This is a genomic window from Vibrio sp. V04_P4A5T148 (assembly GCF_963875605.1).
Lineage (GTDB): Bacteria > Pseudomonadota > Gammaproteobacteria > Enterobacterales > Vibrionaceae > Vibrio > Vibrio anguillarum.
Window position 1 is genome coordinate 41448 of sequence record NZ_CAWNMS010000020.1, and the last position, 23846, is coordinate 65293.

The 23846-nt window shown below is 43.7% G+C and carries 18 protein-coding genes; 9 read left to right on the plus strand and 9 right to left on the minus strand.

Going from position 1 to position 23846, the window contains the following annotated elements:
* Nucleotide 1: 1 nt before the first annotated feature.
* From AACT18_RS02190 to AACT18_RS02200, 3 genes are all read right to left on the minus strand, one after another.
* On the minus strand, nt 2-742 hold the full coding sequence (locus tag AACT18_RS02190; RefSeq protein WP_094124743.1) for an ABC transporter permease: 741 nt from the start codon (nt 740-742) through the stop codon (nt 2-4).
* A gap of 208 nt (nt 743-950) precedes the next feature.
* Complete coding sequence (locus tag AACT18_RS02195) at nt 951-1727, minus strand: ABC transporter substrate-binding protein (protein ID WP_026028918.1); 777 nt, start codon at nt 1725-1727, stop codon at nt 951-953.
* Nucleotides 1728-1831: 104 nt separating this feature from the next.
* Nucleotides 1832-2602 (minus strand): ABC transporter ATP-binding protein, encoded by a 771-nt coding sequence (locus AACT18_RS02200; RefSeq protein ID WP_013856548.1) that lies wholly within the window; start codon nt 2600-2602, stop codon nt 1832-1834.
* Between the two features lie 614 nt (nt 2603-3216).
* On the opposite strand from AACT18_RS02200, the gene AACT18_RS02205 reads away from it, so the two are divergent.
* The 3 genes from AACT18_RS02205 to AACT18_RS02215 all read left to right on the plus strand — a co-directional run bounded on the left by AACT18_RS02205 (nt 3217) and on the right by AACT18_RS02215 (nt 8491).
* Entirely contained in the window at nt 3217-4758 is a 1542-nt protein-coding gene (locus AACT18_RS02205; protein ID WP_017042289.1) for a DUF3360 family protein, read from the plus strand.
* 268 nt (nt 4759-5026) lie between these two features.
* Complete coding sequence (gene pflB, locus AACT18_RS02210; RefSeq protein ID WP_013856546.1) at nt 5027-7303, plus strand: formate C-acetyltransferase; 2277 nt, start codon at nt 5027-5029, stop codon at nt 7301-7303.
* A 201-nt stretch (nt 7304-7504) separates the two neighbouring features.
* A complete protein-coding gene (locus AACT18_RS02215; RefSeq protein WP_176428340.1) occupies nt 7505-8491 on the plus strand; it encodes a lipid A deacylase LpxR family protein in 987 nt (328 codons plus the stop codon).
* A gap of 17 nt (nt 8492-8508) precedes the next feature.
* Here AACT18_RS02215 and AACT18_RS02220 read toward each other — a convergent pair whose 3' ends face one another.
* Nucleotides 8509-10386, minus strand: a complete 1878-nt coding sequence (locus tag AACT18_RS02220) for a methyl-accepting chemotaxis protein (RefSeq protein WP_013856544.1) — start codon at nt 10384-10386, stop codon at nt 8509-8511.
* Between the two features lie 201 nt (nt 10387-10587).
* On the opposite strand from AACT18_RS02220, the gene pflA reads away from it, so the two are divergent.
* The 5 genes from pflA (at nt 10588) to AACT18_RS02245 (ending at nt 17255) form a co-directional block, all read left to right on the plus strand.
* The gene (gene pflA / locus AACT18_RS02225) at nt 10588-11328 is read left to right on the plus strand and encodes a pyruvate formate lyase 1-activating protein (protein ID WP_013856543.1); all 741 of its coding nucleotides are present in this window, start codon (nt 10588-10590) and stop codon (nt 11326-11328) included.
* Nucleotides 11329-11626: 298 nt separating this feature from the next.
* The gene (locus AACT18_RS02230) at nt 11627-12127 is read left to right on the plus strand and encodes a YfbU family protein (protein ID WP_094144283.1); all 501 of its coding nucleotides are present in this window, start codon (nt 11627-11629) and stop codon (nt 12125-12127) included.
* A 288-nt stretch (nt 12128-12415) separates the two neighbouring features.
* Nucleotides 12416-14350 carry a PrkA family serine protein kinase gene (locus AACT18_RS02235; RefSeq protein WP_013856540.1) on the plus strand — a complete coding sequence of 645 codons (1935 nt, stop codon included), beginning with the start codon at nt 12416-12418 and terminating at the stop codon, nt 14348-14350.
* A gap of 82 nt (nt 14351-14432) precedes the next feature.
* Entirely contained in the window at nt 14433-15704 is a 1272-nt protein-coding gene (locus AACT18_RS02240; protein ID WP_017042294.1) for a YeaH/YhbH family protein, read from the plus strand.
* Nucleotides 15705-15716: 12 nt separating this feature from the next.
* A complete protein-coding gene (locus AACT18_RS02245; protein WP_094125264.1) occupies nt 15717-17255 on the plus strand; it encodes a SpoVR family protein in 1539 nt (512 codons plus the stop codon).
* 88 nt (nt 17256-17343) lie between these two features.
* On the opposite strand, the gene kdsB is transcribed toward AACT18_RS02245, so the two are convergent.
* Genes kdsB through AACT18_RS02270 form a run of 5 tightly spaced genes read right to left on the minus strand, consistent with a single transcriptional unit; the run spans nt 17344 to nt 23297 of the window.
* Nucleotides 17344-18102, minus strand: coding sequence for a 3-deoxy-manno-octulosonate cytidylyltransferase (kdsB, locus tag AACT18_RS02250; RefSeq protein ID WP_094125265.1), 759 nt, complete (start codon nt 18100-18102; stop codon nt 17344-17346).
* Nucleotides 18102-18281, minus strand: coding sequence for a Trm112 family protein (locus tag AACT18_RS02255; RefSeq protein WP_013856535.1), 180 nt, complete (start codon nt 18279-18281; stop codon nt 18102-18104). Before AACT18_RS02255 ends, kdsB begins: the two co-directional genes overlap by 1 nt.
* Entirely contained in the window at nt 18262-19269 is a 1008-nt protein-coding gene (lpxK, locus tag AACT18_RS02260) for a tetraacyldisaccharide 4'-kinase (protein WP_088732649.1), read from the minus strand. The genes AACT18_RS02255 and lpxK overlap by 20 nt, the downstream gene beginning before the upstream one ends.
* 3 nt (nt 19270-19272) lie before the next feature.
* Nucleotides 19273-21021, minus strand: coding sequence for a lipid A ABC transporter ATP-binding protein/permease MsbA (gene msbA, locus AACT18_RS02265; protein ID WP_013856533.1), 1749 nt, complete (start codon nt 21019-21021; stop codon nt 19273-19275).
* A 32-nt stretch (nt 21022-21053) separates the two neighbouring features.
* Complete coding sequence (locus AACT18_RS02270; RefSeq protein ID WP_094125266.1) at nt 21054-23297, minus strand: DNA internalization-related competence protein ComEC/Rec2; 2244 nt, start codon at nt 23295-23297, stop codon at nt 21054-21056.
* 6 nt (nt 23298-23303) lie between these two features.
* Between AACT18_RS02270 and AACT18_RS02275 the strand changes: the two genes are divergently transcribed.
* Nucleotides 23304-23813 carry a DUF2062 domain-containing protein gene (locus AACT18_RS02275; RefSeq protein ID WP_010319231.1) on the plus strand — a complete coding sequence of 170 codons (510 nt, stop codon included), beginning with the start codon at nt 23304-23306 and terminating at the stop codon, nt 23811-23813.
* The last annotated feature ends 33 nt before the right edge of the window (nt 23814-23846 follow it).

Consider the following 23846-nt stretch of genomic DNA (forward strand, 5'->3'; position numbering starts at 1 on the left):
TTTACCTCGTGTGAATGCTGAACTTGCGCTCAACCAATTTGAGAAGACCAGTTGATACACTGGTAAAGAAAAGGAAGATCACTGCAACAGCCATATAAAAGGTGAATGGCATTTTTGTCGAACCTGCCGCGAGTGAGCTGACTCTGACCATATCTTCTAATCCAATAATGGAAACAAGTGCCGTCGTTTTGAGCAATACTAACCAGTTGTTACCAAATCCTGGTAACGCATGACGGACCATTTGAGGAAGCAAAATGCGTCTAAATGCTAACGTGGAACTCATACCATACGCTTTCGCCGCTTCCATCTCCCCTTTATCAACCGCCATAATAGCGCCACGAAAGGTTTCAGCCATATAGGCACCGAAAATGAAACCTATGGTTAGCACCCCTGCAATGAAAGGGCTAACATCAATATAATCGGGGAGATAAGCGGTCCATTCATGGCTCGGGTCACTTGCCATAAACCAATTGTTTAGCCATTCGTTGATTGAATAAAGGCTATTATTCAACAAAATTTGACCGCCAAAGAAAATAAGCATCATTAACACAAGGTCTGGAATACCGCGAATGATGGTCGTGTAAAGAGTGGCAATGGCTCTTGCCCAACGGTAAGGCGCAAGCTTGGCTAGCGCACCTAGCATGCCAAGTAACATGGCAAGTAATAAAGAGAGCACGGCAACTTCAATGGTCAGTACCGCTCCCTTCAAAATTGAGGCTTCATATCCGTGTAGGTCCAACATAATTCATCCCTAGTCCCTGGAGAATTTAACGGCTGGGTACTTCTGGAACTAGGATCCAGCCGTTAAGAATCAATGGATTCCCATCATAATTGAGAAGGTGGAGTCAACTGAGCTAACCAGTCCTAATGACAGAGTGATCGATAAACATATTCATATGCTCGGCCCACTCTCACCTTCTAATTATATGGGTAAGATATGATGTTACAGCTTATTCACCGTATACATCGTAATTAAAGTATTTGGTCGCAATTTCTTGGTAAATCCCTTGTTGACGAAGAGATTTAATCGCCATATCAAGTTTTTGAGTGAGATCTTTGTCTTGTTTACGAACCGCAATACCAAAACCATCGCCAAACCATTTCGGATCGGTTAATGATGGGCCGACGAACTCATACGCTTCGCCGCCCGCTTTGTTAAGCACACCCTCTTCCAAGGCAGAGGCATCACCCAATACTGCCGCAATACGACCATTGGCTAGGTCAAGATAGGCTTCATCAAATGAACCATAACGGACAATTTCAACTGCATCGCCATAATTATCAGTAAGATACTTATCGTGCGTTGTTGCACGTTGTACACCAATTTTCACCCCTTTTAGACCTTCTTTAGAAAAATCCAACGCGGCTCCCTTCTTGGCGATAAATTTATTGGGAATTAATGCGTACTTACCAGTGAAATCGACTTTTTTCTTGCGCTCGTCGGTAATCGACATGGCTGCAATAATCGCGTCATATTTACGTGCAAGCAGTGATGGGATAATGCCATCCCAGTCTTGTGGAACGATTTTACATTCCACTTTCATCTCCTTGCACAACGCATTGGCCATATCAACATCAAAGCCTTTGAGAGATCCATCAGCCTCTGTCCAGCTAAAAGGAGGATAAGCCCCTTCTATACCAAAACGAACCGTCTTCCATTCTTTCGCTTGGGCCATACCAGTCATTGCACTAGCAGCAACGGCTGCAACTAATAACCACTTTTTCATTTCCATACTCCTGTGATTGAGGTCTTACTTATTTATCATGCTATGTTTATGTTGGTTTTGCTTAATATTTATGTCGTGACGAATACCACAACATAATGAACACATTAATAAATAGAGGATATAAATTGTTTTAACCGTTCAGATTTAGGCTGGGTGAACAGGATGGCTGGATCTCCTTGCTCTTCCACTAAACCTTGGTGCAAGAACATCACATGGTTTGAAACATCGCGAGCAAAGGCCATTTCATGAGTCACTACCAGCATAGTACGGCCTTCTTCTGCCAAGTCTCTCATAACACCCAACACTTCACCCACCAATTCAGGATCAAGTGCAGAAGTGGGCTCATCAAACAGCATGACTTCTGGCTCCACGGCTAACGCTCTAGCAATCGCCGCACGTTGTTGTTGCCCACCAGAAAGGTGACCAGGATAATAGTCTTTACGTTCATACAGGCCGACTTTTTTTAGCAGCACCTCAGCACTCTCGATGGCTCGTGCTTTCGGTACTCCTAACACATGAATTGGTGCTTCAATAACGTTTTCTAACACCGTCATGTGCGACCAAAGGTTAAATCCCTGAAATACCATAGCAAGGCGTGAGCGAATTCGTTGCACCTGCTTTTCACTCACAGGTGAAGCTTCACCTTGCCGATTTTTTTTCATTTGAATGAGTTCACCATTGACCCAAATATCACCAGAGGTTGGTGTTTCAAGTAAATTGATGCATCTAAGAAAGGTACTTTTTCCCGAGCCAGAAGAACCAATAATGGAGATCACATCACCCTTACGAGCTTCTAGTGAGATTCCTTTTAGTACTTCGTTTTGACCAAAGGTTTTGTGCAGCTCTTTAATATTCAGCGCCGGTACATCAGTCATGCGCTTAACTCCCTGTATTTGCTACTGCAGAGTATTCCAACTCCCATTTTTGATACAAACTAGCATTCACACCGAAAACATGCAACAAATTATTAACCTAGAAAATAAGGATATTTAGTTATTTTATCTGATTAAAAATTCACATTTTAGCCAATACTTCTCCATATGGCGCATATAAATGGCACATCAAGCAATTAACAGTTAACTCATTTCATTAACATTTACTTAAAAATAGACAACCTATTCATGTATAAAGTACACCTAGATTCATAGGATATTTAAGGTCATTAATATCATTGAAACTCTTTTACAAACATCACAATGTGAAAACTTATTTCAAGCAAGTAACGCCTCAACCCCCCGTTTTCATTAGGCTGCTGTAGTTTTCTTTCACATTTATTCTTAAAGTGATCAAGATCAATCACCCTAAAGGATAAGCAAGCTAAACTCGCGAGCAAAGATAAGGTTGTATAAATAACCACACTCTCTTTTTTAGTTGTTGTTATGCAAGCACATATGGGATGTGCTACATATTCAATTAAAAACATTACCGCTTCTTCGCGGATTACTAGGATTCAGTACGAATTACTAACTTTTAAAAATATGAGGAATCTATGCCAGACGTAGTCAACAATGAGCGCTCAGAAATCGAGACGAAAAGCTATAAAGAGCTGCATCGTCCAGCATCTGAGTTTGCAAGCCGTTCAGATTACCTAGACCACGAACTGCAAATCATGAAGCCCCGTCGCTTTGGTTTGAACTTACCTGGTCGTGACTTCCGTTTTGAACTTGAAGATTTTGTACCAGCCATCGCGGGCACAATCGGCATCATCGCCATGTACTCAGCGGTAATGATGTCTTGGGCTGATGGCCTAACCCAAGCATGGGATCACATTCATCTAGGTAAAGACTTCGCGATTGAAGTTGCACGTGTAGAGATGTTATTTCCTGCCCTCTTCTTCTGTGTTATTGCCTCTGGTTTCTTAAACCCAAAAGCCAACTTAGCTGGCAACCATGGCCCAATGATCCCTCTTATCGGCTCAATCGCATTAGCCGGTGCACACCCTTTGGCATTGGCAATTTTGCTTGGCGTTTTTGGTCTTCTCTTAAGTTACTTTAAAGGAGGCTCGAAACTGGTCAATCTAACCTCCGAGGGAACCGCAGGCGGGTTGCTTATCTTCCTCGGCTTTACCGGAACAATGAGCCAAATTGGTTCTATCCAAACTTGGGCTACCAGTTTGCAATCGGCCGATGTCGCCGCAGGCAGCTTAGGTTACGTTGGCCTAGTGGTTTTAGGTGTCAATATTGTGCTGTATGCATTTCTTGCAAAAATCAACATGCGTTGGTTAGCAATTCCTGTCTGTGCAATGACAGGGCTTGCTATTGCGCTTTTATTCGGTACTGGCTTTGATCTTCAATTTGAAACTCAAATGGGCTTACCTAACCTTAATCCTGTTTACTGGTGGGGCTCAACCACTGAAGGTTGGATGCTTGGTTTGCCAACAGTAGAACACTTTATCGCCTCATTGCCCTTTGCTATTTTGGCCGTTGCGATGTGGTCACCAGATTTCCTTGGTCACCGAATTTTCCAAGAATTGAACTATCCAAAGAGAACTGAAAAAGTACTGATGGATGTTGATGACACAATGACCATGTGTTCAATTCGTCAAATGGTAGGTACAGCACTTGGTGGTGGTAATATCACATCGTCATGGGGAACGTATATGATCCCAGCGGCGATTGCTAAACGCCCAATTCCTGGTGGTGCCATCATATTAGGTTTATTGGTCATGACTATTGCTATCCTTGGCTTCCCTATGGACGTAGCGGTTTGGCCGCCAGTGATGCGTATTGCTCTATTAGTAGGGGTATTTCTTCCTTTACTAGAAGCGGGTATGCAAATGGTAAGAAACACAAAAGATTCACAAGCAGCGGGCATCTGTATCTTTGGTAGCGCTGTGGTGAACCCTGTTCTAGCGTGGGCATTGACCATGCTACTCGATAACAATGGCCTAATTGGCGACAAAGAACGTGCATCAAAGCTGTCTTTTATCGACAAAATCATCATTCCAGGTGGTGTGCTGATCATCTGTTTAATTGCTATGCTTGCGGTTGGTATGCTTGAAAACCAATACGGTTTAAAAGCTTGGCTATAATGAGCTTGGACTAATACGAATTTGGGTAGTGCTCGCACTACCCAAACTTTATTTGAAAAATTTAACTTTTATTGATTTAGTTTAAGGTTTGCAAAAAAATTTTAGTCTAATCTTGCATTCAAGGCTTAAAAGCACAATATCTATATTCAGATAATTGAATAGTGTGAATATAGATATTGTATTAATAGAGTGTACTGCTCCTTTCGAGGATAACTGGCTCAACGGTGAAGACGGTACGTGTTTTTTCTACTAAAAAGGTAGGTATGTCATGGCAGAGCAATTTGCTAAAGCTTGGGAAAGTTTTGTTGCAGGTGAGTGGCAAAACGAAGTTAACGTTCGTGATTTTATTCAAAAGAACTATACGCCGTATGAAGGTGACGAATCTTTCCTAGTTTCTGAAGGTACTGAAGCGACAAACAAGCTTTGGGCTAAAGTAATGGAAGGTATCAAACAGGAAAACGCGACTAAGGCCCCTGTCGATTTCGATACTGACGTTATTTCTACCATCACTGCTCACGATGCAGGCTACATCGAAAAAGATCTTGAAACTATCGTGGGTCTACAAACTGAGAAACCACTTAAGCGCGCTATCATCCCTAACGGTGGTGTGCGTATGGTTGAAGGTTCTTGCAAAGCATACGGTAGAACTCTTGACCCTATGATTTCAAAAATCTACTCAGAATACCGTAAAACTCACAACGCTGGCGTTTTCGATATCTACACTCCTGATATCCTAGCGTGTCGTAAGTCTGGTGTTCTGACGGGCCTTCCTGATGCTTATGGTCGTGGCCGTATCATTGGTGACTACCGTCGCGTAGCACTTTACGGTATTGATTTCCTAATGAAGGATAAGCTGGCTCAATTCACTTCTCTACAAGAGCGTTTTGAGAACGGCGAAGATCTAACGGCAACGATGCAACTTCGTGAAGAAATTGCAGAGCAACACCGCGCACTTGGCCAAATGAAAAAAATGGCTGAAAAATACGGTTTTGACATCTCTCGCCCAGCAGAAACTGCACAAGAAGCTATCCAGTGGACTTACTTCGGCTATCTAGCTGCTGTTAAATCACAAAACGGTGCGGCAATGTCGCTAGGTCGTACTTCGACTTTCCTAGATATCTTCATCCAACGTGATCTAGAAGCGGGTAAAATCACTGAAGTACAAGCTCAAGAAATGATCGACCACTTCGTAATGAAGCTGCGTATGGTTCGTTTCCTACGTACTCCTGAATACGATGAACTATTCTCTGGCGACCCAATTTGGGCAACAGAATCAATGGGTGGTATGGGTCTTGACGGTCGTACACTCGTTACGCGTTCTAACTTCCGTTTCCTAAACAGCCTATACACTATGGGTCCTTCTCCAGAGCCAAACATCACTGTACTTTGGTCTGAGCAGCTACCTGACGGCTTTAAACGTTTCTGTGCAAAAGTATCTATCGATACTTCATCTATCCAGTACGAAAACGACGATTTAATGCGTCCAGACATGAACTCTGACGACTATGCTATCGCATGTTGTGTATCGCCAATGGTTGTAGGTAAACAAATGCAGTTCTTCGGAGCGCGTGCAAACCTTGCTAAAACCATGCTTTACACCATCAACGGTGGTATTGATGAGAAGTTGAAAATCCAAGTTGGTCCTAAAATGGACAAGATCGCAGGTGAGTATCTTGACTATGACGAACTGTGGGCAAAAATGGACCACTTCATGGATTGGTTGGCGAAGCAATATGTGACCGCACTAAACAGCATTCACTACATGCACGACAAATACAGCTATGAAGCCGCGCTAATGGCACTGCATGATCGTGACGTTAAACGTACGATGGCATGTGGTATTGCTGGCCTGTCTGTTGCTGCTGACTCTCTATCTGCAATCAAATACGCAAAAGTTAAGCCAATTCGTGACGAAGATGGCCTAGCGATCGATTTCGAAATCGAAGGTGATTATCCTAAATTTGGTAACAATGACGCCCGCGTTGATGACATCGCATGCCAACTTGTTTCTACGTTTATGGGCAAAATCCGTAAACTTAAGATGTACCGTGATGCAATTCCAACTCAGTCTATCCTGACTATCACTTCAAACGTGGTATATGGTAAGAAAACAGGTAACACACCTGATGGTCGCCGTGCTGGTATGCCTTTCGCACCGGGTGCAAACCCAATGCATGGCCGTGACGAAAAAGGTGCAGTAGCATCATTGACTTCAGTAGCGAAACTACCGTTTGCTGATGCACAAGATGGTATTTCTTATACTTTCTCTATCGTTCCAAATGCGTTAGGCAAAGAAGAAGCAAGTCAACGTGCAAACCTTGCTGGCCTGATGGATGGTTACTTTCACCATGAAGCAGGCATTGAGGGTGGCCAACACCTAAACGTGAACGTGCTTAATCGCGAAACTTTAGAAGATGCGGTTAAACACCCTGAGAAATACCCTCAGCTAACCATTCGTGTATCTGGCTATGCTGTGCGTTTTAACTCACTGACTGCTGAACAACAAGCTGACGTTATTGCACGTACTTTCACTGAATCTCTATAATTTCAGTTAAATTACTAGCAAAATAGTTAAGCCCTGCTCGATGAGTGGGGCTTTTTTTATACTCAGAAATCAAAAATGCGCAATGCATCGACCACAAATGTTACGCTTACCACATTTATTTTGATTCAATTGCCTATTTATCAACTGAATAGCGCATCTTTCCTATATGATTAGGGCTTGTCTATACTCTGCAGTGTTCGTATGAAGCTATTTCACATTCTTCCATTGACGTTACTCAGTGCTTCTGCGCTGGCCTCTCAACACGCAACGGTTGCTTTTAACCTCGATAACGATGGCGTATTTGGCGTAGATCGCGACTACACCAATGGTTTATTTTTAAACTACACCTCAGGGGCGATTGCTCCATATTGGTGGGCTAAACCACTCAGCCTTTCGGTTTGGGGAGCGGCCCCATTGGACAAATGGGAAATCAGCATTGGCCACAAAATGTGGACTCCTTCGGAGATTTCTCTTACCAAACCAGAGCCGAACGAACGACCTTACGCTGGGTATTTACACACCGAGCTTAACTATATTAGTTTGCATCCCCAACAAGCCACGCGGGCAAATTTAACCATTGGAACCACCGGAGATGCTGCGCTTTCTGAGAAAGCGCAAAAGTTAGTGCACAGCATCACTAAATCTGACGAACCCAATGGCTGGGCCTACCAAGTAGAGGAAAAAATCGTCGGCAGCGTGGGTTATCTGTCTCACTTTAATCTGGCACGATACCGCAGCTATGCAGGAACTGACGTTGAGCTTTCCAACGTTTCAGAGGTCAATGTAGGTAACTTTCGCAGTGATCTCTCCACAGGTTTTATGATGCGTTGGGGGACCGATCTTGCGGGTAACTTTGGCAGTGCTCAAATCAGTGCAGAAAACCCTTTCTCGGCAGGGATGATTGGTGCCTCGGATACTGGATGGTTTCTATTCGGAGGTGTAGAAGGACGCTATCGCTTCAATGACATTACCATCGAAGGAGATAGGCCTTTAAACGGATTGGATCACCCATCTGAATATTACCAAGTTAACTTGGAAAATCTTCAGGCGACCGCCGTAGTTGGTGCGGCTTGGTATATTCAACAAGTCGGTGCGAGTTTAACGTTCACCGCAAACACACCTGAGTATAAGGAAGACAAAAACTCCATTCACGGTGTCGGTAATATTTCTCTTTTTGCTTTTTTCTAACGTTTAGCAAACTGAAATTATATGGTGAAACTTTGGCAGTCTACACTTAGGCTGCTAGAGCGTTTATCCACAATCTGGCTGGTTGCTCTTAACTGTTCATTGTTCTCTTCCAAGGCTTTCATGGCTCGAGATATTTGTATCATATTATCTGCCATTGAATGGCTAGTGGTCGCCAAATCTCGGATCGATGCAAAAATGGCTTCTGTTTTATTCGCCGCTTCATCTGCTTTTTTGATAATTTGCGCGATAGCCTGTATTGCCTCATTACCTTTCTCTTGCCCACTCTGCATAGACTGCTCAGATTGCGCAATATAAGTGATTACTTCCGCACTTTCCTTTTGCATAGTATCAATAGTGCCGGAAATTTCGGCCACGGCATTGACCGTTCTTACTGCTAAACTTCGAACTTCATCAGCGACAACAGCAAAGCCACGACCTTGCTCTCCCGCTCTCGCCGCTTCAATTGCGGCATTGAGTGCCAATAAGTTAGTCTGCTCGGCAATACCATTAATGATGTCCATCACCGAGTCTACTTTTGCAGAAGCTTGTTCAAGTTGATGAATGTGGCCTGCGGCCGAGCTTAGGATTTTACCAACCTCAACCAGTGACGTAATAGCAACGGAAATCACTTTTCCTCCCTCTTCTGCGCTTTGCATAGAAGATTTGCTGAGTTCCGCAACGAACTCCAATGAATTAGAGACTTCTTGGGTCGTCACGCTGACCTCTTCTGTGGCCGATGCCAATAATTGCGTTTGTCCCAAAACGTCAGATTGATTTGTCACCAAAGTGTCTAATCCAACATTCAGTGACGCGGCATCACCAGACAAGGCTTCACTGCTTTTCTGCACACCACTCACCAATTTCCCTAAATTTTCACAGCTTTGGTTAATGGCCAATGCCAGTTGATTGAATTCGTCCTTTTCGTTATTCGTCATCGGCATACGGCGTGACAAATCGCCACGCGAGATATTGTTCAACACGTGAATTGTTTGCGACAAAGAACGAGAAAGAGAAAAACTAAAGGTAAGGAAAATAGCAATAGTCAATATGGCAAGTAACGCACAGGCTGCCAATACAGACCACTGTGTTTGCGATGCGGTCGTTTTTGCGGCCAACTGATATTGTTCACTCAACGCGGAAAGCTTGGTTGAAATATCTTGAATCACCGACTTAACTTGCGCCTCTGTATCGCCTCTTTGTTTCTCCATCACTTGCAATTGCTGCGACAGTTCACTCACACGTAAAAAAGCCTGTTTAAATTGTTGTATCTCTTTTTCATACAGATCCAACATCGAATAAGAATCAGACATATTGACGAAACTGGCCATAGCACGATTAAACAGTTTTAAGTTTTGCTCCGTGGGTTCTAATAAATAATTTTGCTGCGCCTTAACCATGGCTTGAAAATCCGAGTTGATTGTAACCATCCCCGTCTCATCTATCTTTTTCTCTATCGTGGTGGCCAACGTTTTCAGCTCGCCCAGTTTACCTTCGTTAACGTTGAAACCCACTTCTGATTTCACTTGCAACCAAGGACGCAAAAATTGGTCAAATTGTTTGGCCGCCTTGAGCAACACTTCCCCTTCTTGAGCAAAATTGGTCTTTTGCAGGAAAGCAACATTAGCATTCACCTCTTCCATCAACTGATCCAATTTATTCAAAATCGAGTTGACCTGATTGCCTTGCATGTTGTTTAGCTCTGATGCAAGCGACAACAAATTTGCTTGAGTAGTAAATATCGCCACAGAACCGGATGCCACTTCGCCACTGGAGCGATACTGTTCATCCATTCCCATCAAGCTCTTTGCGGTATAAATCCCTAAACCTAAAAAACCAACACAAAGGATAACTAAAAATAGACTGATTTTTTGCTTTTGAGAAAACTGTACATCCATGAACTATTCCTTATTTAAACCCTATCGCATTCAACGAGTTCTTATTTCTATACAGTGTAGTCAATGTGCAGAATTTCATGACATTCATTTTAAGCCACAACATATGGTTTAGGATATGCGGCGGCAATTGCACATTAACCCTACTTAATCCCTACTATTTGTAATAAAATAACAGGCAAATAACCTATTCGAGATGAACTGATGTCAACAACTGGTCGTATTCATTCTTTTGAGTCTTGTGGCACGGTAGATGGCCCTGGAATTCGCTTCATTGTTTTTATGCAAGGCTGCCTAATGCGTTGTATGTATTGTCATAATCGTGACACATGGGACACCCATGAAGGCAAGGAAGTGACTGTTGAAGAAATCATTACCGAAGCAAAATCTTATCGCCATTTTATGAAAGCCTCTGGCGGCGGAATTACCTGTTCAGGCGGTGAAGCTATGCTTCAACCTGAATTTGTTCGTGATTTATTCCGCGCAGCGCAAGCTGAGGGCATTCACACCTGCTTAGATACCAACGGTTATATTCGCAAACACACAGACGTGATTGATGAAGTACTCGATGCCACTGATTTAGTGATGTTAGACATCAAACACATGAAAGATGAGATCCACCATGATTTTATTGGTGTGTCGAATAAGCGAACCTTAGATTTCGCGCGCTACTTACACACCATAGGTAAAAAAACGTGGATCCGTTATGTGATTGTTCCTGGCTACACTGATGACGAAGAAGCGGCTCATATGCTTGGTGATTTTATTAAAGATATGGATAACATCGAAAAAGTAGAGCTGCTGCCTTATCACAAATTGGGCGCTCATAAATGGGAAGCAATGGGGCTAGAATACCCATTAGAAGGTGTGAATCCGCCGTCAAAAGAGACCATGGACAAAATCGTTGGGATCTTAGCTCAGTATCACTCAAACATAAAATATTGATTGCTTGATTTAATAACTATAAAAATGCCAGCATAATGCTGGCATTTTTATAGAGAGGCTAGCCATGCAGCTGGAACAACTTGCGGTGCTATTGCTGCTGATTGGGTCAACTACGCGATTTTAAATACTCATTTTGGACAAAGATTATATCTATAACCACTTACACAAAAAGTAACAAGAATTGCACACATTTTATGCTTTCCATATTAAATCCGTGTTGAGATCATGTTTCATTGTCGATAATTGCTGTTAACCTTATGCCATCAAATAGAACATAAAATTTAGTGAGGCTACCTTCATGGAAATGACCAACGCTCAACGACTGATTCTATCTAATCAGTATTTTTTGATGTCACAGATGGATCCCAACAACGCCAAAAAATACAAGCGGTTACAAACCATTGTAGAACGTGGTTATGAACTGCAAATGCGAGAACTCAGCAAAGAATTTGGCTGCTTGACCGAAGCGGAGTGCCGCGAAGTGATCGACATCATGGAGATGTATCACGCAATGCAAGAATCACACAAAATGCTCTCCGATGCAGAAAGCAAAAATGTGGATCAGCGCCGCCTGCACTTTTTAGGGTTTGATATCGCTAAAGAGTCACAACGCGTTCATTACGTGCGTTTCTTGGTTGAGTCTGAAGGGCTTTACCCACAATTTGATAAAGCCGATCACCACTTCAACAGCCAAATGCCAATGTCAGATAAATATCGTCGCATGTTAACGGCTTGGCGTAATTGTCCTCGCCAATACCATTTGTCAACCGCAGAATTTACACAAATTTTTAATGCCTAAATTTTAATACCTAGCAAGGTAGGCTGACGAAAGATGAAAAGACGCAGACACTGCGTCTTTTTTACATTCCCCCTCGCAGTTATTAACTCCAACACCAACTTATCCCTCGAACTCTTGATATTCACACACTAAATAGTTCAACCTGATCGACGTTATTACTGTCACGAAATTTAAATAAACACATAATTGTTAAGCAAAATTGTCAAACTCGGACTAGTCTTAAATTGTTATTAATTTGTGTTTTTAAGCGGTGTTGTCAGTTAGACAGTTTTCAGAGGGGAATTCACTATGAGTATTTTTGACCACTTTCAGGCACGCTATGAAGCCGCCAAGGATGAAGAGCTATCACTGCAAGAGTTTTTAGCTCTGTGTAAAGAAGATAAAAGTGCTTATGCCAATGCAGCAGAGCGGCTGTTAATGGCGATTGGTGAGCCTGAGCTGATAGACACAGCAAAACACCCCCGATTGAGTCGCATTTTCTCTAACCGGGTGATTTCTCGTTATAAAACTTTTGAGGATTTCTATGGCATGGAAGAAGCCATAGAACAGATTGTTTCCTACCTCAAACACGCTGCCCAAGGTTTAGAAGAAAGAAAACAAATTCTCTATCTACTCGGTCCAGTTGGTGGCGGTAAATCTTCACTGGCGGAGAAACTCAAAGCTTTAATGCAACAAATGCCTATTTATGTTTTGTCTGCAAATGGCGTTCGTAGCCCAGTCAATGACCACCCATTTTGTCTGTTTGATGTGGTTGAAGATGGCGAAATCCTCAAGCAGGAATATGGGATAGAAAAACGCTATTTACGCTCAATTACATCACCTTGGGCGGCCAAACGCTTACACGAGTTTGGTGGCGATATTTCCAAATTCAAAGTCGTCAAAGTACGACCTTCAATTCTCGATCAAATTGCCGTCGCAAAAACAGAACCCGGTGATGAAAACAACCAAGACATTTCGTCACTGGTTGGGAAAGTGGATATTCGAAAACTCGAGCATTTCTCGCAAGATGATCCCGATGCATATAGCTATTCCGGTGCACTCTGTAAAGCCAACCAAGGGTTAATGGAGTTTGTTGAGATGTTCAAAGCGCCAATTAAGGTGCTTCACCCACTCTTAACCGCCACGCAAGAAGGAAACTTCAACGGGACAGAAGGGTTATCCGCCCTACCCTTTGATGGCATGATTTTAGCGCACTCAAACGAATCAGAGTGGCAGACATTCCGTAACAACAAAAACAACGAAGCGTTTTTGGACCGGGTTTATATCGTTAAAGTCCCTTACTGTTTACGCGTCTCGGAAGAAGTGAAAATTTACCAAAAACTGCTTGAACACAGTGAACTATCCAAAGCGCCATGCTCACCAAGCACACTAGAATTACTTGGTCAATTTAGTATCCTCTCGCGCCTAAAAGTGCCGGAAAACTCGTCACTCTTCTCCAAAATGCGCGTCTACGATGGTGAAACGCTAAAAGATACCGATCCAAAAGCAAAAAGCTATCAAGAGTATCGTGACTACGCAGGTGTTGACGAAGGGATGTCCGGTTTATCGACTCGCTTTGCCTTTAAAATACTGTCGCGCGTATTCAACTTTGACCAAACGGAAGTTGCGGCTAACCCCGTTCATCTGTTCTATGTCATCGAACAGCAAGTTGAACGCGAGCAGTTCCCTCAAGAAATCGCTGAACGATATATGGAGTTTTTAAAAGGCTACTTAGTGCCTCGTTATGTCGAGTTCATTGGTAAAGAGATTCAAACGGCTTATTTGGAATCTTATTCTGAATATGGTCAAAATATTTTTGACCGCTACGTTACTTATGCTGATTTCTGGATCCAAGACCAAGAGTATCGTGATCCTGAAACTGGCCAACTTTTCGATCGTTCATCGCTCAATAACGAGTTAGAAAAAATCGAGAAAACAGCAGGCATTAGTAACCCGAAAGATTTCCGAAATGAAATCGTCAATTTTGTACTGCGTGCGAAAGCGCACAACAATGGACAAAATCCGGTTTGGACCAGTTACGAAAAACTGCGTACCGTCATTGAGAAAAAAATGTTCTCAAATACCGAAGAGCTACTTCCTGTTATCTCTTTTAATGCCAAAACCTCATCGGATGATCAGAAAAAACACGACGATTTTGTCGCTCGTATGATGGAGAAAGGTTATACAGAAAAACAAGTAAGGCTGTTGTCTGAGTGGTATTTACGCGTCCGTAAATCTTCTTAACTTCAAGCAAACCAAAACCTGTACATGCGTTAGCCATACCAACAATGGCTAACGTAAAGGTGACGTTTTCAAGGGGATACTCATGGCGCAATTTATCGATAGAAGATTGAACGGTAAAAACAAAAGCGCGGTCAATAGACAACGCTTTTTACGCCGTCATAAAGAGCAGATCAAAGAATCTGTTGCAGACGCAGTGAATCGTCGCTCCATCACCAACACCGAGTCTGGCGAAGATGTGTCGATCCCAAATCACGACATCAAAGAACCCGTGTTTCATCAAGGAAAAGGCGGCCTAAAAGAACGAGTTCACCCGGGTAATGACCAGTTTATTACTGGTGATAAAATTGAGAGACCTAAAGGTGGCGGACAAGGCAATGGTTCAGGACAAGGTGATGCGAGTGCTGATGGCGAAGGCCAAGATGAATTTATTTTCCAAATCTCTAAAGATGAATATCTTGATCTACTGTTTGAAGATCTGGAATTGCCTAATCTAGAAAAAAATCAAATCAATAAGATTACAGAATGGAAAACTCATCGCGCGGGTTTCAAAACGGCAGGTGTACCGTCGAACATCGCTGTAGTTCGCTCTTTGCAACAATCACTAGCTCGCCGCACCGCAATGACAGCGGGAAAACGTCGTTTGATGGGGGAATTAGAAGAAGAGTTACTGCGCATTCAAAATAGAGAGCCCGCTCAAGTATTAGAAGAGAAGCGACTTAAGCAAGAAATCGAAGCGTTGCGTAAAAAAATTGAAAGTGTGCCGTTTATTGATACGTTTGACCTACGTTTCAAAAACTTTGAAAAACGCCCCATTCCATCGAGCCAAGCTGTTATGTTCTGCTTAATGGATGTGTCGGGTTCAATGGATCAAGCGACTAAAGATATTGCCAAACGTTTTTACGTGTTGCTGTATCTATTTTTAACTCGCACTTATGAAAATGTCGAAGTTGTGTTTATTCGTCACCATACGCAAGCCAAAGAGGTGGATGAGCACGAGTTCTTCTACTCTCAAGAGACCGGCGGCACGATTGTTTCTAGCGCACTGAAATTAATGCATGAAATCATTGAACAACGCTACCCTCTCGGCGAATGGAATATCTACGCAGCTCAAGCATCCGATGGTGATAACTGGGCTGATGATTCGCCTCGTTGTAAAGAACTCCTCACCAATAAGCTTCTGCCATATTGCCAGTATTACGCTTATATTGAAATCACTCGTCGCTCACACCAAACCTTGTGGCACGAGTACGAAAAATTACAACCCTCATTTGGCAATTTTGCGATTAAAAACATTCGCACCGTGGATGACATATTCCCTGTATTTAGGGAGCTATTCCAAAAGGAAACAGCTTAGGGAGGCATACTAATGACAACAAAAGCGAAAGGTACTTCAAAACGCAAGAGCAAATTGTTACCAGACGGACCTGACTGGACGTTTGAGCTTTTGGAGAAATACCATACTGAAATACGCCGGGTAGCTGAGTTTTATCGTCTCGATACTTACCCCAATCAAATTGAAGTTATTACCTCCGAGCAGATGATGGATGCCTACTCCAGCATTGGCATGCCGATTAATTACAGCCACTGGTCATTTGGCAAAAAATTTATTCAAACGGAACAAGGTTACAAACATGGCCAAATGGGGCTCGCGTATGAGATCGTTATTAACTCAGACCCATGCATTGCCTATTTGATGGAAGAAAATACCGTCACCATGCAAGCCTTAGTGATGGCGCACGCTTGCTATGGACACAACTCGTTTTTCAAAGGCAACTACCTTTTCCAAACTTGGACGGATGCGAGCTCTATCATTGACTATCTCTTGTTTGCCAAAAACTACATTTCAGAATGCGAAGAAAAATATGGCGTACCCGAAGTCGAATCACTCCTCGACTCATGCCACGCGTTAATGAATTATGGTGTTGACCGCTATAAACGACCTGAAAAAATATCGATAGCAGAAGAAAAAGCACGTCAAGAAGAGCGCGAAGCTTATCTACAATCACAAGTTAATGAACTGTGGCGCACCGTACCCAAAGCAAAAACCAAAGAAGAAGATCTTAAAGTTCGTTTTCCAAGTGAGCCACAAGAAAACATTCTTTATTTCATTGAGAAACATGCGCCACTGCTTGAACCATGGCAGCGAGAAATTGTGCGCATTGTGAGGAAAATAAGCCAATATTTTTACCCACAAAAACAGACACAAGTGATGAATGAAGGCTGGGCCACATTCTGGCATTACACTATCTTAAATCATCTTTATGACGAAGGCTTTGTCTCTGATAAATTCATTCTTGAATTTCTACACAGCCACACCAGTGTCGTCGCACAACCTTCTTACAACAGCCCCTATTTTAGTGGCATCAATCCATATGCGCTTGGCTTTGCTATGTTCAGAGATATTAAACGTATTTGTGAAGAACCAACCGATGAAGATAGGGAATGGTTTCCTGAGCTTGCTGGAACAGAATGGTTAGATGCGGTTCATTTTGCTATGCACAACTTCAAGGACGAGAGCTTTATTAGCCAGTATCTCTCACCTAAAGTAATGCGCGATTTCAAGCTGTTTGCCATTCTGGATGACGATCGCAAGAATTTTATTGAAGTGAGTGCCATTCACGATGATATTGGCTATCACGCCATCCGTGAAAAGCTTGCAGCACAGTATAATCTCAGTAATTTAGAACCAAATATTCAAGTCTATAGCGTGGATGTACGTGGTGATCGTTCCCTGACGCTTCAACACGTTCCACACGATAGAATTCCTTTAGATCAAAGCTATCATGAGGTACTAAAACACCTTTACCGCTTATGGGGGTTTGATGTCATTTTGGAAGAACTAAAAGAGAGTGGACGACGTGAAATTCTAGCCGCCTGCCCACAACTCCGTGAAACTCGGATTTAGCAATCAGAGGCCAATACAAAGAGGAAAAGGAGCTAAATAGCTCCTTTTCCTTAGTTTTTCCTTCGAACTGGGCGTAAGTTCAAACAGTTTAAGCGTTATGTGAACTAACGAGAGCACGAACCAATTCAAGATCCTCTGGTGTATCAACCCCTGCAGGCGGTGCTTCTTTAGCAACGGCAACGTGAATTTTTTCACCATACCACAGTACTCGAAGCTGCTCTAAACACTCAATTTTCTCAAGTAAACTGGGTTGCCAGTTGATATAAGTATTGATGAAACCAGCCCGATAAGCGTAAATACCAATATGACGTAGCAATGGCTGAATCACCGTTTGACCACCAGTTGCAAAATTGTCTCTATCCCAAGGAATTGTCGCACGGCTGAAATACAGCGCGTAACCCTCTTGATCTGTTACCACTTTAACCGCGTTAGGGTTAAACACTTCAGCTTGATCAGTAATTTCAACCGCTAAAGTCGCCATTGGCGCGCTACTGTTGGCTAAATTGTTAGCGACCTGCTTGATGATGCTCGGTGGAATGAGTGGCTCATCACCTTGTACGTTAACAATAATGTGGTGATCGGCAATGCCCATTAATTTCACCACTTCGGCTAAACGCTCAGTACCGGACTCGTGATGTGATGATGTCATACAAACATTGCCACCAAACGCATGGACAGCCGCTTCAACACGAGCATCATCAGTAGCAATAACGACCTGCTCAGCTCCCGATTGTAACGCTTGCTCATAAACCCACTGAATCATGGGTTTACCGCCGATATCAGCCAAAGGTTTGCCAGGTAAGCGAGTTGACTGATAACGAGCAGGGATAATAACGGTGAAAGCCATTATCGTCCCTCATCCATCGTCATGCTACGCGCTTCTGGCTCAAGCAACACAGGAATCCCTTCTTTTATTGGGTAGGCCAAACGATCTAACTTACAAATAAGCTCTTGATTTTCTTTATCATAAGTCAACTTACTTTTACATACAGGGCAAGCTACAATTTCAAGCAGACGGTGATCCATATGATTCCATTACCTCTTTTATTTTGTCCAAAATACGCCTTTCATCTGGCGAACTAAATTGCGCAGAAACGGGAAGATACCACCAGTTTTCTTGTGCAAAGGCCGCACATTTCACTGCGTCTTTTTCTGTCATGATGACGTTTGCTCCATGTTGCGCAAGCGCCTCTAATTCTGAATATTGATACTCTCGGTGATCAGCAAAACCTTGGGTCAATACTGTCTTTGCACCTAAAGCTTCTAATGTATTAAAAAAGCGCGTGGGATAACCAATGCCAGCAAAAGCCACTAATGCAGGTAACTGGCTCACTGGCGCTTGCTGACCTGTCACTAAGTTAACGGCTAAGCTAGGTGAAAGGTGCATAGCCAATTCGCCATATTGAGCTTGACCGCCATTAGTCACAATAAAATCAACTTCCGCTAACCGAGAGAGTGGCTCTCTTAACGGACCTAAAGGCATGAACTGCTCATTACCGAAGCGACGAACGCCGTCCACGACTGCAAATTCGAGATCACGCTCCAATGCATAGTGCTGAAGGCCATCGTCAGTGATGATCACATCAACACCCAACGGAAGCAGGGCTTGCACTGCTTGTGAGCGCTTTGGTGCAACAGCAACCGGAGCCCCCGTGCGCTGGTGAATCAATTTAGGTTCGTCACCGCAGTGAGCGGTTGGCGTATCACTTTGCAGCACTAATGGATAAACCGGAGCCTTACCACCATACCCACGCGAAACAACTCCTGGTTTGAAGCCTTGTTCTTGTAAAGCTTCCACTAACCATACAACCAACGGTGTTTTACCATTACCACCCGCAGTAATATTACCCACCACCACCACAGGAACGGGAGCCTTATAGCGCTCTTTTTTGTTCGCTTGGAATGCTCGCTTACGTGCTTGACTGACCAACAGAAACAAGACACTCAGTGGCCACAACAGTGGCCACAACAAAAAACACGCTGGGTGATGTCCGAACCAGATTTTTTCAATCACTGATTAGTCACCAAATTGAATTCGATGTAGTTGGGCATACGCCCCATCCTGTGCAATTAACTGAGCATGATGACCACGTTCGATAATTTCACCCTCATCGACCACTAGAATTTCATCGGCTTCTTCAATCGTCGACAAGCGGTGCGCAATGACCAATACCGTTTTATTCTTTTGTAGCTCTTCAAGTGCTGATTGAATCGCTCTCTCAGATTCTGTATCCAACGCAGAAGTCGCCTCATCTAGGATAAGTACGGGTGCATCACGTAATAACGCTCGTGCAATCGCTACTCGTTGACGTTGACCACCCGATAAACTGGCTCCATTCTCACCAATCATGGTATCCAAGCCATCAGGCATGTTATTGATAAACTCCATGGCATGAGCAAGCCTAGCCGCGTGCTCAATTTGCTCACGCGTATACTCATTTTCTGCCGCGTAAGCAATATTATTGGCAATGGTATCGTTGAAGAGGTGAACATTTTGCGAAACCAGCGCAAAGTGGGTGCGCAAGTTCTTCAGTTTATAATCGCGAATATCATGATCATCTAGATAGATAGCACCTGAATCGACATCGTAAAAACGAGTCAAGAGGCTCGCGATAGTACTTTTCCCTGAGCCGGAACGCCCAACAAGCGCGACTGTTTTACCTTGAGGGATCTCAAAGCTCACATGAGACAGCGCTGGTTTTTCTTTACCTTGATAAGTAAAGGTCACATCCTGAACTCTAACGTCACCACGTACTTTTTCGGCTTCAAACTGGCCAGTGTCGCGCTCGGTTTCTAAATCAATCAGCTCAAATAATGTTTGGCTGGCCGCCATACCACGTTGGAAATCGGAGGTAACACTCGTTAACGCTTTCAGTGGTCGCATCAAGCCAAACATTGCCGAGAACACCACCGTAAAAGTACCTGGTGTTAATTCGGCACGAATAGAATCAACGCTGGCTAAAAACAGCACAGTGACAAGTGCTAAAGAAGCAATCATTTGAATAATAGGGTCAGCAGTGGACTGCGCCGCAACCAGCTTCATTGTTTGTTGACGCATTTGATTGCTGACATGGTCAAAACGTTTACGCTCTACGTCTTGTCCACCATAGCTCAGTACGACTTTGTGCCCTTTTAGCATCTGCTCTGCTGAAGAGGTCACATCACCCATGGTGGTCTGCATCCCTTTTGAGATCTTGCGAAAACGTTTAGAGACAATACCAATCCCCATCGCAACCACTGGCGCAACCACGATTAATACCAAAGATAACTGCCAGCTATTCCAAAACATCAAGGTCAATAGGCCGATGATACTCGCACCTTCGCGAACAATGCTGACCAATGCACGACTGGTCGCCCCAGCCACTTGCTCTGAATCATAGGTGATACGTGATAACAGGCCACCTGTTGATTCTCTATCAAAAAAACTGACAGGCATGTGCATGAATTGATTGAAGATTTTTCGACGCATCAACATCACGACATTGCCAGAAACCCAGCTCAAGCAGTACGAGGAGACAAAGCCACTTAAACCACGCAGCGCCATCATCCCTAAAATAATAAAAGGCAGCACTCGCAAGAAATCGGATTCCGCATTACCAAATCCTTCATCTAGAAGAGGCTTAAGTAACGACACCATATAGGTGTCAGAGACCGCATTAATAATCAATGCGACAACCGCAACTGCTAGGCCAGATTTATATAGGCGGATATAGGTCCACAGGCGTTTGAAGGTTTGCCAAGTGGTTTCGTCAGTATTGAGTGACATAGAAATGCTTTGTTTTTAAGAAAATATTGCGCTCATTCTACCTCGTTACGGAGCATCTGCCTATACCAAGCCTGAGAGCGAGAGATACGCAAGCTGCTAACTTGATAATTCTGCATGCCAAAAATAACGCTAATTTGCCCTGCTTCACCCGTATCCAACCAGTTTGCTCCATGTTGCTGGTAGCGTTGAACAACCTGTGCGGAAGGTAATTGCCAGCGTCCGCCTTTGGCGAGCGAGGCAATAGCGACCTCAGGATTCACCTTACGAATCAAAGCAACAGTAGAAGATGTCCTACTACCGTGGTGTGGTACAAGCAGGATATGACTTTGTAAGGATTGCTCTGTTCGCGCAAGTAACCACTCACTCATAGCATCCACATCCCCGGGTAAAAGCACTGAAAAACCGGTATTTTGGTCAAAGATTCGAATCACGCAAGAGTGAGGATTGTAAGCCCGCGCTACAGTTTTTGGTGGCCAGATAACATCAAAAGAGAGTTGTTGCCACTGCCATTGTTCGCCAGCAATACAAGGTTGGTAACCCGCTATCGTTTGACTAGCACGTTTCCATTTGGGCTGCCAAACACGCTCAACTTCCGCTCTTCCACCTGCATGGTCGTTATCCAAGTGACTCAAAATCAACCCGTCTAATTGCGTAGCTCCCCGTTTGTTTAACACGGGGGCAACTGTTGCTTGGATGTGATCACCACCTTGCCAACTTGCACCAGTATCATAAAGCACGTAGCGTCCTTCTTTTTCGATCAACACCGCTAACCCATGCCCAACATCTAACACATCAATCCGCCAACCTGTTTTTATCGGAATGGTGAGCCAAGAAACCATCACAATGAGGCTGTAAACCGCAAGTGCAAAACGCGAGATCAACGGTGAAAACACAAACAGCAACAGAGCACTGCTCAACAGAGCCAAAACAGCCCCAGAAATAGGAAACCAACTGAGGCTTGAATAATGTATTGACCAATCAACTGGAATGAGCAATTTGGCCACCCAATGCCACACCATAGGTGCGCCATCAAAAGTCAAAAACGTACAGACTAAAGCCACAAAGATCGCCGGAACCACCACAAAACTGAACCAAGGAATAAACACTAAGTTATAGAGCGCCGCACTGGTACTGACCCCACCGAAAAAATAAGCGGTTACCGGAAGCATACACAGCACTAACCCAATCTGCATCGTCAATAAACGCCATAAAAAAAATCGATTAGTTTGAGGTAGAGAAAGTTGGTAGAACACCACTGAGACAGCAATAAAGGACATCCAAAAGCTACTGGATAACGCAGCAAAAGGATCGATGAGCAGCACCGCCGATAACGTCATAAGCAGTCGCTGCAACGTATTGATACGGACATTGAGGACAATCATCGCCACATTAAGCAAACACATGATCAGTGCGCGTTGAGTGGGCAAGGTAAAGCCAGCCAACCAAGCATAGCCTAGTGCGCACAAGCTTCCTACGACGAATGGCGACCACCCCATGCGATGATGCAAACGCATCAATACGAGCCCAAGGCTATAACCAAAACCAAACGCGATGCCAATGTGCAGACCAGAAATGGCAACCAAATGAATCAGCCCACTGTCTCGTAATGCTTGCCACTGTGCCGTTGAAATATCACTGCGCTCACCAAACGTAAGCGCCATTAAAATACCAAGATTGGGATCATCAGCGAGCCAGGTTTTGATCTTCTGGTACCATTGTGCTCGCCATTCTGGTAATGATTCAATGCGATAAGACTGTCCATTATTAACCGTTGCACGAGCCACAATACCTTGGCTCAAAGAGTACGCCTCTGCATCAAACCCGGTCTCATTTAACCGACCAAAGATAGGTTTTACTGTGATGGAGAATTCAGCCACGTCACCATACTTCAACGGTAAAGGAGCAATTAATCGCACCTTGGGCCGCAAAAAAATGCCTAAGGTTTGACCATTGATTGATCGAATCGAAATTGTTCCTTCATAACCATGAGTAATTTGTCTAAAAAAGCTGTTAACCTGTCCGTTTATGGTAATATCCGAACCTGTCTGAAAAATAGTGTTGGACTGCTCACGTAATAAGTTCCCGCTGATCACAATGACCATTAAAGCCATTGTTACTCCTGAGAGAAAGCGCAGTTTTCTATAAACGACAGAGAGTATAAGAATGGCGAATAGAGGCATAATCCATTTCCAATCTGGCATCCAAGGCCAATAAGAAGCAGAAATGGCGGTTAGCGAAAACGAAGCTAGGGTCCAGTAATTAGATAAGAGAGTCATGTCACGATGCCAAGAAAGTTCATCAAACGTTTTATGCCTAACCATGAAGTGATTAAGCGTCAGAAGGCATTAAAAATTTTTGGCAATGTGCTGTACAACCCCAATTTATGGTGTTTGAACCGCCGCTCAGCAGCGGGCGCCTTCGCCGTAGGTTTGTTCATGGCTTTTGTTCCACTTCCGAGTCAAATGATCATGTCCGCTGGCCTTGCCATTATGTGCGGCGTCAATTTACCGCTCTCTGTAGCCTTGGTCTGGATTAGCAACCCCATCACCATGCCAGTGCTGTTCTACTTCGCCTACAAGCTTGGCGCATGGGTAATGCAAACACCACCACAACCATTTCACTTTGAACTCTCTTGGCATTTTATCATGCAACAAATGAGTACCATTGGTCCGCCATTCCTTTTAGGTTGCATGATGTGCGGAGTGATATCCGCCATAATCGGCTACTTCGGCATTCACGGTTTATGGCGCTATTCTGTCGTAAGAAGCTGGCAAAAGCGCCAAGCGAGATAAAAGCTTCAAGAGATTGAGACTGGCTATACAACT